The sequence below is a fragment of the Xylanibacter ruminicola genome (genome assembly GCF_900107775.1).
Classification (GTDB): domain Bacteria; phylum Bacteroidota; class Bacteroidia; order Bacteroidales; family Bacteroidaceae; genus Prevotella; species Prevotella ruminicola_C.
Map to the genome: position 1 here is coordinate 391,498 of NZ_FNRF01000001.1, position 16,249 is coordinate 407,746.

Sequence of the window (16,249 nt, forward strand, 5' to 3'; positions counted from 1 at the left end):
ATACTTCAATTTTTCAATTATTCAATATTTCAATGCTCATCTTAGAAAGTGAAATTCAAACCAGCCATAAAGCTCTTAGCTGTGGGGTACGAACAATAGTTGTAACCTGGGGTGAAGGTACCACCGGCATAATCGACATTGTAACCCTTATAACCAGTGAAGGTAAAGAGGTTCTGTGCCGATACATAAAGGCGTACACCAGTTACATAGTTGGCGAACCACTTGTTTGGCAGGTTGCAGCCAAGTTCAACGTTGGCAATCTTCCAGTAAGCTGCGTTCTGAATCTGACGGCAGCTGAACAGGTCGTTCCAAGCCAGGGTAGCACTGTTTGAAAGATAAGTGCGGGGGATGTTTGACACGTAGGTTCCACCATCCCACTGGTTAGCACCGAGGATGTCAACACTCTTGTTGCCATAGCCATAGCTTGAGTTCAGGGTGTTATAGAGATAATCGGTTACATGGTAGCCAAGTGCACCATAAGTAGAGATACTCAGATCGAAGATCTTGTACTCGAGGTGTGCACTCAAACCAAAGTTAACCTTTGGCAGACCACTACCCAGAACCGTCTGGTCGTCGGCATTAATCTGGCCATCACCATTTACATCGCGATAGTAGCAATCACCCACATTGGCTCCTGGCTGATACTCATTCAGTCCCTGAGCCTGTGCAAGGGCATTCAGCTGGTCGAGCTGCTCCTGGGTACGGATGATACCCTGATAATCCCAACCGTAGAACTTACCTACTTCCTGACCAACCTCGGTGATATAAGCACCAGTGATATATTTCTCGGTACCGAAACCAAGCGATGTTACCTTGTTTTTCAAAGTGCTCAGATTGGCACTGATTTCGTGCTTCAGAGCATGGTCGCGGTTACGATAAGTAAGCGAGAACTCAAATCCACTGTTCTCCATCGAAGCTGCATTCATGGTAACCGAAGTATTGGCTACACCAGCACTGGCAGGTACAGGTACGTTATAGAGCAGATCCTGTGACTTATTCTTATACCACTCGGCAGTAAACTCGATGCGGTTGTTAAAGAAAGCCAGATCAAGACCAACGTTCATCGTCTTTCTCTTCTCCCAAGTCAGGTTCTCGTTCACGAAGGTTGAAACAGCCGAACCTGTGATAGGCTGGTTACCAAAGCTATAAGTCATGTTGTTACGGGCCATGGTAGCCTCGATAGCATAGTCGCCTACAGCAGCCTCGTAACCCAGCTCACCATAACTGGCGCGGAGCTTGAACATGTTAACGATGTCGCGATCGATGGGGAAGAACTTCTCCTTATCGAAACGCCAACCCAGAGATACTGATGTGAAGGTATCCCAACGGATATCCTTTGACAAACGAGAGCTACCATCACGGCGTACGATACCAGAGATGAGGTACTTACCGTCGAAATCATAGTTCAAACGAGCCAGGTAAGAAGCCAGTGTGTGCTTGTACTCATAGCTGTCGGCACTCCAAGAACTGGCATTCTGCAACTGCAGGAAATAAGGTTGCGACAGGTTTACACCAGTGGCCGACTGTGTCTGAGTATTCTCCTCCTGATAAGTCTGACCAACAACGATATTAGCATGATGCAAACCAATGGTACCATCATAGGTAAGTGTATTCTCAATCAGTGCATCGGTGTACTTACGATGAGCCTTAGTCAGACGCTCGTTCTCCTTAGCCAGATATACACGGTTACTCTGTATCCAAGCAGGAATCCAAGTCTTGTCGTTGCATGATGTGGTGCTATAAGACAGGTTAATTCTATATGTGAGCTGATGGTTCTTGCTCTTGATACCAACCATCGACAGCAGATCAACATCGGCCGAAGCTGTACCAACAAAGCGATCGACGATGGTATTACGAGTAAGCATCTTATTGATCAGCAGTGGGTTCATGGCCGAAATATCACCATGTACAGTATCATAGTAAACACCATAGCCATAAGCATCGTACTTGTAGCCACTGGCAGAGCCTACCACATCATCGAGTACCCATGTTGAAGCGTCGTAAGCCTTAATGGTGGGCTGCATATTGAGCACACCACCCAGCACATTACCCAGATTACCATACAAACCCTGTACATACTCATTGGCATTAGATACAGCCAGATTGTCCTGATCAGAGTGAGAATAAACAAGACTGGTACGGAACTTCACGAACTTTGTATCCATCGTGTTGTTAACACGAGCAGTATAACGCTCGAAGTTAGGACCTGCACCCTCAAGGGTACCCTTCTGATTATAGTAATCAAGACTTATATTATAGGTATTATTAATACCACCACCACTCAGGTTCACGCTGTGGTTCTGACGGATACCTGTTTTGAAAGCCTCTGCCAACCAGTCGGTATTAGTATTATCACGGAAGTGATAGTAACCATCGGCACCCAAACTGTAACCACCAGGAACAGGAATACCTGCATTTTCGGCAGCAATACCCAAATAGCGACTATACTGCTCGGCATTGGTCAGATCGTAAACACCTGTTTGGATCTTATCCACACCGAAGTAACCTTTATAATCAACCTTCAGTGGTTGCTCCTTCTTACCGCCCTTTGTAGTGATGATTACCACACCATTAGCAGCACGGCTACCATAGATAGCACCGGCAGAAGCATCCTTGAGAACCTGAATAGTCTCGATATCGTTTGGAGAGAAATCACGAATACTGGTACCAACAGGCACACCATCGACAACGTACAGAGGTGCAGTGCTACCAAAGCTACCGATACCACGAATACGCACCGTTGGGTCGGCACCAGGCTGACCATCGGAGGTAATCTGCACACCAGCAACCTTACCTTCTAGCATTGAAGAAATGTTAGAGTGTGAAACTCGCTTCAACTCGTCGGCATTCACAATTGATACAGAACCAGTAAGGTCGGCTTTCTTCTGTACACCATAACCTACCACTACCACCTGATCGAGCAACATAGCATCACTTTCCATTTCAATAGTTTCAATGATCGCGCGTCCGCGTACAGCTATTTCACGATCTTTGTAACCTACGTAGCTTACCACGAGTGTACCATTGGCGGGTGCATCGATAGTAAACTTTCCGTCGAAGTCGGTAATGACACCATTCTGTGCCCCCTTCAACTTCACTGTAGCACCAATGAGTGGTTCTCCCTCTTGGTCTACAACCTGGCCGCTAACCTTAATAGTTTGCTGTGCCACTAATGCCATGGCAGGCACCGGATAAGCCGACAGGCCGCCCAGCATACCTAACGCAAGCATCGCAGAGAATAATACATGTTTTCTCATTTGCTAATTGTTTTAAGTTTTAATTGAATTAGTTAAAATTTGAAATAATCTGGCGCAAAGATACTGATATATAACAATGCGATGGTGGACAAAACGATTAATAAGGTGGACAAAACGATTTTTGTCCTCCAGTATACATATTTTCCACTTCTTGAGATATATCAAGACCTATCCCTGAGCTAAATCAAGACCAAGAACTAGGATTGACACCATACATCTTAGTGAAGCAACGAGTAAAGTATTTGGGATCATTAAAGCCTACAGCATAGGCAATCTCGGTAATGTTACGGTTAGTGGTTTTAGACGACAACATCTCCTTAGCCATATTCAAGCGGTAATTGCGGATGAACTGTCCGACAGGCAGTCCGGCCTCGGCATTAAGATGCTTACTGGCCACGCTACGACTCATGCCTAAGGCATCGCAGAACTCCTGTACGCCGAATTCTGAGTCCATATAATGTGCTTCCATAATATCCATCACACGTTCCATAAAAGGTCGGGTACTTTTAAGTTGTTCTTCCTTATCGGCCTCAACGCTCTTTGATACGCTCTGCTTGTAGCGTTCCTGATTATCTAAGATATTCTGAATACGTGACTGCAACTGACGCGGGTCGTCGGATTCTTCCAACACCTTACGGATAGGAGTAATGAGCTGCTCGGCCTCACGACGCTTGACAATAGTAGCCCACCTATTATATAAGTACACCATGAGTACTACAAACAGAATGCTTAACAGCAGGCGGAACCACCAGCTGCGCCAGAAGTAGGGTTTCACCACCACCTCGATTGAGATAGTGTCGCCCTCGCCTGCCATCTGTACCGACTTGTATTTTACTTCAAAGGTATAATTACCTGCAGGCAAAACACTATATCGCACAGAATGCTGGCCAGGTTTCAATACTTCCCAATCGTTATCGAGTCCTTTCATACGGTAACTATACACGCCCTGCATCTCATACCCATAGTCAAGTGCCGAGAAATCGATAGAGAAGGAACGATGGCCCTCTTTCAGCCATATGGTGTTAGCCACCGAGATATCTTCTGAAAGATAATCGCTACCTGCGATAGCTTCCTGATTATCAACCATCAGATGCGTAAACGTAAGATGACCGTGGTAATGTGTATCGGAATTATCATCCAACATCTCAATCAAACCAGCCTCACTACCCAGACAAATATTACCTGCAGCATCCTTCACAGCAGAGTTCCAATAGAAATGCGGACTAATAAGACCGTCGTACTGTGAGTAGTTGGTAAATGCCTGCAATTTAGGATCATAAACCGACAAACCATTCTGGGTGGTAATCCACAGGCGCCCATTACGATCCTCAACAATACCTTTCACGCCATTATACACCAGACCATTTTCCTGGGTCAGCACTTCAAAACGCTCATCACCATTCTCATCCTGTACACGTTTATAGAGTCCGTAACCGTTACTACCCAACCACAGCGTACCATCGCTGGTTTCGCAGAACGAGGATATCTTATCAACGATTTTTGATGTAGGATCGGCCAAAAGATGGCGGATATTGCGAGTTGCAAACTGTCCATTCTTCTCTGATTTCAAATCGACGATCACAACACCTTGCATGCAACCCATCCACAAGTTACCATCGCGCGTTACGATCGAACCAATACAACCTCGCACCAACTGGCACTCTTCGAATGGTTCTATCAACTGTTTGTTTTTAAAACTATAGAAGAACAATCCATCGTTACTACCAATCCACATGCCGCCGTTAATGGCATCGTAAGCCATGGCGCCGATATAATTGGTTAACCGGGCCTGTTCAGCAGGCAGCTCAAGACGGACAATGGTTTGAGGATTCTTCATATCAATCCAGCAAACGCCCCCACCCCAAGTACCAATCCATAATCGACCGTAAGCATCGGCAGTTAATGTTGATACACTATTATGTGGTAAGGCCGAGTTGGTCTTGGTATAATGAATAAAACTACGCTCGCCCTTGATTCTGCGGTTCAGCCCACCTTCAACAGTACCCACCCACAGCGTACCATCAGGGGCAGCATACATAGCATTAACCGGATTGGGTGATAGCGAACCGGGATCCTGCGAATGCACACTATTCTGCAGCAGCAACTGTCTGGGAACCAATCGGATAACACCACCAGCCTCGGTACCAACGTATATCAGACCGTCGTTTACCAACAGACAATGAACAAAATCGTTCTTTAATGGCGGTGTGCTGGCCTGTGTCCAAGCCGTAAAGGTGCCCGACTTATCGTCGTATATGTTCACACCGCATAGCGAACCCACCAACAATGTGTTATCTGGCATCAGGGCAAGACTCGACAGGAACTCGTGCGAGAGATGCTGAATGGGTGTCTGATCCAATCGCTGCAGATATGGATCGTAGCGGAAGAGACCATGGTTAGTGGTGAGCCAAATAGTATTACCTCGCTTCAGGATATCGGTAATATAAAGACCATACAAAGGATGGAGCAAGGTGGATATCTCTTCTCTTACCAATTTGCCATTCTTCTCAACCATTCGATAGAGTCCATAATCGATACCTACCCAAGGTTTACCATTACCCTCAACATCACAAATGCATATCTCGGGGGTGTTACCTCGATACTGATATGAGGCAATATGAGCTACGCTACCATCTTCAGCAAAAGTAATGAGATTAACACGCTTATCGGTTATCAGCCATATACGTCCAAGAGCATCGCAATAGGATTTCACACCCGATTGGGACAATAATGCAGCTATATCGGCCTTAGGAGATTTTGGAACGGTGGTAAGCATGGTACGCAGGTCGATGACATTGGTTCCTTCGTCGAAAGTAACCCATAAGCGTTTAAAGCGGTCTTCTGCAATCGACTTGCACGACAAACTCTTCAGACCGAGCATCGGCGACATCATACCATAACCATCGTAACGCACTAATCCGCCACCATATGTTGCTATCCACAAAAAACCATTAGAATCGGTATAGAGCGAACTGACATTGTTGTGCGGCAACCCATTCTCGAGGTTGATATACGACAGATTATACCGCTCAGTTAATATGTTGCCGCTGGCCAACATGGTCAGCGACAACATACAAGAAAGTATAATCGCCGTTAATCGATTCACTTTTTAGTCTTGATATTGAACACGGCACAGGCACCGGCAAACAATAGGACACCTGATACAATCATCATATAGGCCTGGTTGCTACCAACAAGTGTGAGGATAGAGCCACCCAACAAGGCTGCTACAATCTGAGGCACACAAATGGTTCCGTTGAAGAGTCCGAGATAAGCACCCATGTGACCATAGCCCTGGAGGGCATTGGTGACCAGTGTGAACGGACATGCCAACTGGGCAGCCCAAGCACAACCAATAAGCAAGAACGGTACAATCTGCAGGTACTGACCAGGACAGAATGGAATAAGTGCAAAGCCTAAGCCTCCCAACGCCATGCTGACAGCATAAGCCAGTTTGATACTCTTGAAGCGTGGAATAAGAGCAGCCCAAGCTACCGAACTCATGGCCTGAATGGCATAAAGCACACCCGTCCAGTTACCAGCCACCTGATAAGCCTCGCTAGCAGAATCGGCAGTATCCCAAACCGTAATCGACACGGCATCAACCACATATGTCCACATATAAAGGAAAGCAGCCCAGCTGAAGAACTGTACCAAGCCGATACGCCAGAATGCCGTAGGAGCATTCTTAAGCAATACGAACCAGTTGCCAGAATCTTCTTTCTCGTTAGATACAGGATTGTATTCGGCATACTCCTCAGGCGACCACTCCTTGACTTTGAGCGTAGTATAGATAACGCAGAGAATAAGAATGGCAGCACCAATATAGAACGACCAAATAACCGTATCGGGCACAACGCCTTCGGGAGCCACATTATTCAGACCAATCCATGCAAATATAAACGGGAACAGGAAGCCCACTACACTACCCGCGTTACACAGGAACGACTGGATAGAGTAAGCTTTACCCTTTTGCTCTTCATTTACCATGTCGCCCACCATCATCTTAAATGGCTGCATGGCCATATTGATACTAGTATCGAGCAACATCAGCATGAGCAAACCGAATATCATTACCATCGAAATGCTAAGGCCTAACGAACCAGCATTTGGTAACAGACACATCACAGCCACAGCCGTCAGGGCACCAATAAACAGATAAGGTATACGACGACCGAAACGAGTCCAAGTTCTATCACTCAGTGTACCCACGATAGGCTGCACCAGAATACCCATCAACGGGGGTAATATCCAGAAGAAACTCAGAGAGTGAGGATCGGCACCTAACGTGCGGAAGATACGTGAAATATTAGCACTCTGCAGAGCATAAGCAATCTGCACGCCAAAGAATCCGAAACTCAGATTCCACAATTTCCAAAAAGACAAATCAGGTTTTTGTTTCATATCTCTTAATTCTTAGTTCTCAATTATTTGGTTGTTCCTCGTACAACGAGACGGGTTTTAACCACGCGTTTCTCAATCTTCTCGAGCGGCGACAGGCCTTCGACCTTATCCATCAGAATGGTAGCTGCTTCCTCGCCCACACGATGACCACGCTGTTCGACGGTAGTCAGCATCGGATCGCAGGCCACTGCACGCTGGCCATTTGTAAAGCCACATATCTGCACGTCATCTGGCACTCTGAATCCTGCATGCTTTACAGTATAGAGTACACCGATGGCCGTATCGTCATTCACTGCAAAATAGCCATCCGGCGGATTTTCCATCGCCATCAGTTTTGGCGTAAGTTCCTCGGCTTCGGCACGGTTATCGCACACCTGCACAATACTCTCATCAATCTGCATACCATGACTCAACAAGGCATCCTTATAACCGTTAAATCGGTTCTTGGATATCTCGAGCTGCAGCGGACCACCATAGAAAGCAATACGTTTGCAGCCCGACTCTATCAGGTAACTAACGGCGTTCATGGCACCCATATAGTCATCTACCACCACACGACTGGCGTTTACACCCGTACATATTCTATCGTAGAACACGATGGGCACACCAGCATCAATCAACTTTTGATAGTGATCGTAGTTCTTGGTATCCTTGGCTTGCGACACAATAACACCGCACACCTTAAAGCGATGGAAGTTATCACATATCTGTGCCTCACGCTCGTACTGTTCGCCACTAAGCGCCACCATAATACGATAGCCACGGGCAGCAGCAGCCTCCTCGATACCTGTAAGGATGGACGAGAAATAATAATGCGTGAACTCTGGTACGATTACACCAATAATACGCTGAGGCATAACACGACTATGTCGAAGAGCCTCGCCAATGGCATTGGGATAGAAATTATGCTCGCGTGCAAACTGCTGGATAGCCCTGCGACGTTCTTCACTGATACGGGGCGAATCCTTGAGTGCACGCGACACGGTTGCCACGGAAATACCAAACTCCCGTGCGATATCCTTCATTGTCATTGGCGCCTTTTCTTCCATCGGTTTCCAATTATTCCGTGTGCAAAGATAATAAATCTTTGCGAAAAGCATCCTAAAATATCAAAAAAAATATCAGTACAGCAGCAATAACCCCGCAAACGCAGCATAGCAGATCATGCGGATGGGATTGATTTTAAGATAGCCTGTACCAAAAGCGGTAGCTACAAAAAGGGCGCAACTGATACCAAACTGCCAGGGATTCTCGATAGGTGTAGAGAAGTTCTCGGTGTTACAAAGCAACAGGGTGGCAGCAGCCAACAGACCTACAACAGCTGGGCGCAAACCAGTAAAAATCGACTGTACCAGCGGGGTGTTCATGTACTTCATAAACATCTTGCTGATAAGTATCATCAGGATAAGCGATGGCAACACCAAGGCAAAGGTAGCTGTAGCAGAACCCAGAATAGACACCAGATGGCCATAACCCGCATTATGGATGGCGGTATAACCACAGTAAGTGGCCGAGTTGATGCCGATAGGACCAGGCGTCATCTGAGAGATGGCTACGATATCGGTAAATTCTGATGTTGAGAGCCAATGATGCGCCTCGACCGTTTCGTGCTGAATGAGTGAAAGCATACCATAACCTCCACCAAAGCCAAAAAGACCTATCTCAAAAAATGTGATAAATAAACTAACGAAAATCATAACCTACCATAAATATAGCCTCCAACAGCAGCTATCATAATAATATAAATAGGAGAAACACCTAAAGCCCAGATAGCCAGGGCGCAGGCGATGGGAATCCAAATGGTGTACCTGTTAAGTTTGGCACGCTGGCCTAAACGGAAAGTAGGCACAGCAATCAAAGCCACCACTGCCGGACGGATACCACGGAACATAGCTGCCACCACCTTATTATCCTTAAACTGGCTGAAGAACATGGCAATCGCCAGAATAATCAGGAACGAAGGCAAAGCCGTTCCAAGCGTGGTACAGATGGCACCACGTGTTTTGCGCAGCTTATAACCAATAAAGGTCGCGATGTTGATGGCAAACACGCCAGGACAACTCTGGGCGATAGCTATCAAATCTAGCATATCGTCCTTGGTTACCCACTTCTTCTTGTTCACAACTTCTTCCTCTATCAAAGGTATCATGGCATATCCACCGCCAAGGGTGAATATGCCAATGTGAAAGAAGGTCTTAAAAGAATCCCAATATATATTCATTACTTGTGAGCCTCCACCCATTTACGTGCATTGACGAAGGCCTCAATCCATGGAGTAACCTCGTCCTGACGACGATCGGCAGGATACCAGGCATTCTGCCATGGGAATACGGCTCGCTCTAAGTGAGGCATCATGCAGAGATGACGACCATCGGCTGAGCAGATACCAGCTACATTATAGTCGGATCCGTTAGGATTAGCGGGATAGCCAGCATAGTTGTACTTAGCAATCACATTGTAAGCGCTCTCAGCCTCGGGCAGTGAGAACTTACCCTCGCCATGAGCTACCCACAAACCGAGTTTGTTGCCACTCAATGAGCCGAACATCACGCTGTTGTTCTGAGGAATGCTCAGGCTGATGAACTCACTCTCGAACTTATGAGAGTCGTTGTGCAGCATCTTAGCACCCTTAGCACCTGTGAGACCGAGTTCTACCATCAACTGACAACCGTTACAGATACCCAGCGACAGAGTGTCCTCGCGAGCATAGAACTTATCGAGAGCCTCCTTAGCCTTAGGATTGAAGAGGAAAGCACCAGCCCAACCCTTAGCCGAACCAAGTACGTCGGAGTTAGAGAAACCGCCACAGAACACAATCATATTGATATCCTCGAGTGTCTCGCGACCAGAAATCAAGTCGGTCATCATCACATCCTTTACATCAAAACCAGCCAGATACAGGCAGTAAGCCATCTCACGCTCACCGTTGGTACCCTTTTCACGGATGATGGCAGCCTTGATGCCAGAAGCCTGACGACGATCGGCAGAGATTCCATACTGAGCCAACTTACCAGTGAAGTCTTTGTTAAACTGCATCTCGATAGGCTGATTCTTATAGTTAGCGAAGCGCTCAGCAGCCTTGCCATTGAAGCTCTGCTTGCGATCGAGCAAATAAGAAGTCTTATACCATGTATCACGGAGAGCATCGATGTCGAATGTCTGCTCTACATCACCAGCCTTCACAACGATGGTGCGGACATCCTCAACAGGATAACCAATCTTAGCATAACCAACGCCCTGCTCCTCCATGAAGTCCTTGAACTCCTGCTTGTAGTCATCGCTTACCTCGATTACAACACCTGGGTTCTCAGCGAAGAGAGTCTTAACGACATCGCCATCGGCACAAATGTCGTGCAGGTTGATATGCATACCACCCTTAGTGTTGGCAAAGCACATCTCGAGCAGAGTGGTAATCAAACCACCGGCTGAGATATCGTGACCAGCCATAATCCAACCACGATTAATCATCTCCTGAACGGCCATGAAGGCATCGGCAAAATACTCGGCATTCTTAACTGTAGGAACATCGTCGCCTACCTTACCTAAGCTCTGGGCAAAGGCCGAACCACCAAGGCGCTGCTCGTCGAACGAGAAGTCGATATGATAGAGTGATGCATTCTTATCGTTAACCAATACAGGCGATACAACTTTCTTAATGTCAGAAACCTCACCACCAGCTGATACAATCACTGTTCCTGGAGAGATGATCTTCTCGCCATTAGGATACTGCTGAGAGAGTGACAGCGAGTCCTTACCTGTTGGTACGTTGATGTGCAGGTCGCAGCAGAAATCGCTCAGAGCCTTAACACCAGCATACAAGCGGGCATCCTCACCCACCTGAGAACGGCAAGGCCACATCCAGTTAGCTGAGAGTGAGAGTGAATCCATACCCTCGGCCAATGGAGCCCAAACAATGTTAGTGAGAGCCTCAGCTACAGAGAGTACTGAACCTGCAGCAGGATCAGCCAGACCAGCCTGAGGTGCATGACCAAGTGCTGTGGCGATACCCTTAACACCACGATAGTCGAGGGCTACAACACCACAATCGCTCAGAGGCAACTGAATCTCACCCTGACACTGCTGACGTGCAATCTTACCTGTAACTGAACGGTCAACCTTGTTAGTCAACCAGTCCTTACAAGCCACAGCCTCCAGCTGAAGCACGCGGTCGAGATACTCGTTAATCTTATCCTGACTGTAGGTTACGTCAGCATAGTGGCGTTCTACAGTATTATCCTTCATAATAGTCTTTGGCGAGTGACCAAACATCTGAGCCACATCCAAATCGAATGGCTTCACACCATCGCCCTGCTTGAACGAGAAGTGAGCATCGCCAGTAGTTTCACCTACTACATACAGTGGAGCACGCTCGCGCTCAGCAATCTTACGTACATGTTCGATATGCTTCTCGTCGATGAGCAGTCCCATACGCTCCTGACTCTCGTTAGCAATGATCTCCTTAGAACTCAGAGTCTTGTCGCCAATAGGCAGTTTAGTCATATCAATCTCACCACCGCACTCCTCAACAAGCTCAGAGAGACAGTTGAGGTGACCGGCTGAACCATGGTCGTGAATTGAAACAACGGGGTTCACATCCTCCTCACAGAGAGCACGAACCAGGTTGTAGGCACGCTTCTGCATCTCAGGGTTAGCACGCTGAACAGCGTTCAACTCGATACCATTGCTGTAGCGACCAGTATCAACTGATGATACAGAGCCACCACCAAGACCGATACGGTAGTTATCACCACCTACTACTACCACCTTGTTACCCTTCTGAGGTTCTTTCTTCAGGCAGTCACGCTTTGTACCATAACCAACACCACCAGCCAGCATGATAACCTTATCGTAAGCATACTTGGTATCGTTTGGCTCCTGGTGCTCGAAGGTGAGTACAGAACCACAGATCAGTGGCTGACCGAACTTATTTCCGAAGTCAGAAGCACCATTAGAGGCCTTAATCAGAATCTGCTCTGGTGTCTGATACAACCACTGACGAACGGGAAGAATATCCTCCCAGTCGCGAGTCAGCTTGTCATCGTCGGTCAAACGTGGATAAGCAGTCATATAAACAGCTGTACCAGCGATAGGCCATGAACCAACACCGCCACCCATACGGTCGCGGATTTCACCACCAGTACCAGTAGCAGCACCGTTGAAAGGCTCTACTGTTGTAGGGAAGTTGTGTGTCTCAGCCTTCAGCGATATAACACTCTCGATATCTTTTACCTGGAAGTAGTCGCTTGTGCTCTGATCCTTTGGAGCGAACTGCTCAACCACAGGACCCTGTGCAAAAGCTACATTATCCTTATAAGCCGAAAGAATCTTGTTAGGATTCTCCTGAGTAGTCTTCTTAATCATTGCAAAGAGGCTAGATTCCATCTCCTTGCCATCGATGATGAATGTACCACCAAAGATCTTATGACGGCAGTGCTCAGAGTTGATCTGTGCAAAACCAAAGATCTCAGAATCGGTCAATGGACGTCCGTTCTTCTTCTCCAGTCCGTGCAGATATTCAATCTCCTCTGGACTAAGAGCCAGACCTTCCTGCTCGTTATATTCCTCCAGATTATCCACATACTTAATTGGCTCAGGCTTGATGTTAATAGTAAAAATGTCCTGGTTCAGGCCATTATACATACGCTGCAACATCTCGTCATGCTCGGCATCCTTAGAGTCTACGGCAAAATATTCCTCTATACGAGAAATGCCGCTGAGGCCCATATTCTGTGTAATCTCAACGGCATTTGTACTCCATGGTGTTACCATCTCGCGGCGTGGACCAACATAGTAGCCCTCAAGCTGCTCCGCATCTAATAGCGTGGCATCGCCATAGAGCCAGTTTAATTCCTTGATTTCCTGTTCACTCAGTACGTGATCAACCTCCGTGGCGATCACCGATTTCTGTGGGGTCTGAAAGAAGCGTATCATACCTTACTTATTTTATATATATTTTAATTTGCGTGCAAAGGTACTATTTTTAATTTGAAATCACAAATATATTTACCTAAAACTTAAATTAAAAGCCCCTCCATTCAATCAGGAGAGGCTCTTTTGATTATTACTTTCTTTTCTTAGTGGCAGTCTTATTAGCCGAAACAGGCGCTGTCTTTACTGCCTTATCCACGTATGGAATCTGATTCATCAACACCCAAGCCGACTCATATACGTAGTTCTTCAGATTGGCTGGGAAGCCGGTTGAGCTATCCAAGAACTTCTGAACCTCAGTCTTAGCCTCAGCACTCTTATGTGATGCTATCAGCGTTCTGGTCCAGCGACTTGGGAATGACAGGCTGGTGGTTTTCTGTATCTCAGGAAGGGCTTTCAAGCCCTCAACAATATAAACATTGCTCTGTGGCTCATACACATCCGAGTTCAACAAACGCAGAGTTTTCAGTACCCATGCCTCGTTTTGACGGTTCTCGGGTTTCAGCAGACTCTTAAACACTTCTACACGATTGTTGGCAATGGGATCGGTAGCACGACTCACGAAATCGAACTCCTGACGCAACTCATCAGTAGAGAGTCGGGCACGTTCCTTTTCCAGAATCTGCTGACGACGATCTGGACGGGTAATGGCCAAGCGGTAGGCAATCTCCATATAGTCGTGCTCATCCAATACACTCTCGTTATGGCGATCCAGAATGGTCTGCAACTTATTCAGCACCTCGGGCGAGATAGCACTGGTACCCAGCTTACGCCATACCAACTGACGGCACTCCTTAGTTTTATTCTCACCCAACAGGTCCATAATAACCAACTCGAGTGTATAACGCTGCTGCGTGGTCAAGTCAGAGGCAATCTTGTGCATCTGGTCGATGGCCGTCTCCATAATCATCGGATTCTTCTCACGGCCCAAGAAACGGAACAGCTCACCAAAGTGTGATGGTGGCAACTTGCCCTGCAGATAATTATCGTGAATCAGATTCAGCAAGGTATAGCGATGCAGATCGTTACGTGTAGTAATGAGGCGCATAGGCAGAATCTTCACGTAATTATCATCGAGTGTAAATCGACCGTAACCGCGACCATCCTGGTTAGGTATAATATAGCCTGGAGCTGCACCACCCTTCTGTTTGAAGGTCATGGTAGGCTGCTGCATGTCAACCTTGATGGTATGTGCCTGTCCCAAGTTACCAATCACCTTCAGTTCAAACTTCTGGCGCCAGCACAACCCACGTCCATAAGGATCGGTCTGCGATACAATTACATCACCATTCTTAAAAGAGGTTGTGATAATTGGCATACCTTTCTGATTTACCCATACATCGCAGAACTGACGTACACCTGCAGCAGGAGCCTGCTTGTCGAGTGTTTCAACAATCTGGTTCCAGCTGATATGCCCCAGATAGTGCTCCTTGATGCACTGCTGCAGACCTTTCTGCATGGCCTCGGCCCCCATCTCGTCTTCAAGCATACGCATCATCACAGGTGCTTTGCAGTAATTGATATGGTCGTACATCCATACGGGATCATGCGGATCGCCATACTCACCAGCAATGGGATGAGAAACCTCGGTTCTATCCAGATTCATCGCATTGCGCATATAGGTATTCATGAAGTTTATCTCAAACTCATTCTTCTTATACTGACTGCTTGTTATCTTTGAAGCCATAAAATTAGCCAGCACCTCCTTAGCCCAAGGCTCGTCGATAGCAGTAATATTGCCGAACCATACATGAGACGTTTCGTGAGCAATCAATTCGGTACGCTTCATTAGCTCCTCTTTCGAAGGTTTCTTGCCTAAGAAGATGGTCTTCTCGCTCAAAGCCACAGCACCACGACGCTCCAGGCCACCCAGCTGGAAACTGGGCAGGATATAAACCACTCCTTCTTTATCGTAAGGGTTAGCAATACCTGTGTACCCCTCCATCCACTTCATTGCCTTATTAACCTCTTTAAATACATCATCTATCTGGGCCACCTTAGCGGGATCGGTTTCTGTGTAGAACACACGTAATGTACGACCATCTACTGTAGACGACTTCTCGTTGAATTTACCAACCGCAAAAGCATAGTTCGATGGTGACATCTTCTCTGAGATATCAACAGTAATGGCTTTCCAGCCAGCAGGAGCATTGATGGTAGTCTGATACTGAGCACGCAAGCCCTCTATATCGAAACAAGGAAATAGGGCACGACCTTCGTCAGCCTGCACCTGAGTATACAGCACGCTACCACTACGAACAAAAGCTTTGTCCTGGCTGGTGAAGTCGAGTGACACCTTATTAGTACCTGGCTTAAACAGTTTTCCTGGAATAATAATCTGATTATTCTGAACCTTTACACTAGCCTGCTTACCTTTTCCTTTGTTGGCTTTATATACAATCACATTTCCAGGTGTTCCCTGAAAATCGAGTACCACATCCTGCTTGGTTCTGATATCGAAGGTAATTGTAGCCTTTCCCGTTACTTTTGCCTGCGGATTCTCTGGCACATTGAACGTCAGCTGGTATAGGATACCGCTGATATTACCCACGCGGCTATCCGCCTGAGCACACACGCCAAGTGTAAAAAAACTTAGCATGCATAAACATATTATTTTTATCGATTTCATACATTTATTTTTTTAATTTGGCTGCAAAAAT

Annotated in this window: 8 protein-coding genes; all 8 read right to left on the reverse strand. The window is 46.7% G+C overall.

The genetic code is table 11. The features are described 5' to 3' along the window. Positions 1–41: 41 nt before the first annotated feature. The 8 genes from BLU97_RS01315 to BLU97_RS01350 all read right to left on the reverse strand — a co-directional run bounded on the left by BLU97_RS01315 (position 42) and on the right by BLU97_RS01350 (position 16,188). Complete coding sequence (locus BLU97_RS01315; RefSeq protein ID WP_074759898.1) at positions 42–3,257, reverse strand: SusC/RagA family TonB-linked outer membrane protein; 3,216 nt, start codon at positions 3,255–3,257, stop codon at positions 42–44. Between the two features lie 184 nt (positions 3,258–3,441). Continuing rightward, the gene (locus tag BLU97_RS01320; RefSeq protein ID WP_081352806.1) at positions 3,442–6,363 is read right to left on the reverse strand and encodes a two-component regulator propeller domain-containing protein; all 2,922 of its coding nucleotides are present in this window, start codon (positions 6,361–6,363) and stop codon (positions 3,442–3,444) included. Beyond that, a complete protein-coding gene (locus tag BLU97_RS01325; protein ID WP_074759900.1) occupies positions 6,360–7,661 on the reverse strand; it encodes an MFS transporter in 1,302 nt (433 codons plus the stop codon). Before BLU97_RS01325 ends, BLU97_RS01320 begins: the two co-directional genes overlap by 4 nt. Positions 7,662–7,684: 23 nt before the next feature. Beyond that, positions 7,685–8,710: a LacI family DNA-binding transcriptional regulator gene (locus tag BLU97_RS01330; protein ID WP_074759901.1), complete on the reverse strand. Its 1,026-nt coding sequence runs from the start codon at positions 8,708–8,710 to the stop codon at positions 7,685–7,687. Positions 8,711–8,782: 72 nt separating this feature from the next. Next, on the reverse strand, positions 8,783–9,358 hold the full coding sequence (locus BLU97_RS01335; protein ID WP_028906765.1) for a chromate transporter: 576 nt from the start codon (positions 9,356–9,358) through the stop codon (positions 8,783–8,785). Continuing rightward, positions 9,355–9,882 (reverse strand): chromate transporter, encoded by a 528-nt coding sequence (locus BLU97_RS01340; protein WP_074759902.1) that lies wholly within the window; start codon positions 9,880–9,882, stop codon positions 9,355–9,357. The genes BLU97_RS01335 and BLU97_RS01340 overlap by 4 nt, the downstream gene beginning before the upstream one ends. Beyond that, the gene (purL, locus tag BLU97_RS01345) at positions 9,882–13,592 is read right to left on the reverse strand and encodes a phosphoribosylformylglycinamidine synthase (protein ID WP_074759903.1); all 3,711 of its coding nucleotides are present in this window, start codon (positions 13,590–13,592) and stop codon (positions 9,882–9,884) included. The genes BLU97_RS01340 and purL overlap by 1 nt, the downstream gene beginning before the upstream one ends. A 130-nt stretch (positions 13,593–13,722) precedes the next feature. Further along, on the reverse strand, positions 13,723–16,188 hold the full coding sequence (locus BLU97_RS01350; RefSeq protein WP_175456277.1) for a M1 family aminopeptidase: 2,466 nt from the start codon (positions 16,186–16,188) through the stop codon (positions 13,723–13,725). Positions 16,189–16,249: the final 61 nt, after the last annotated feature.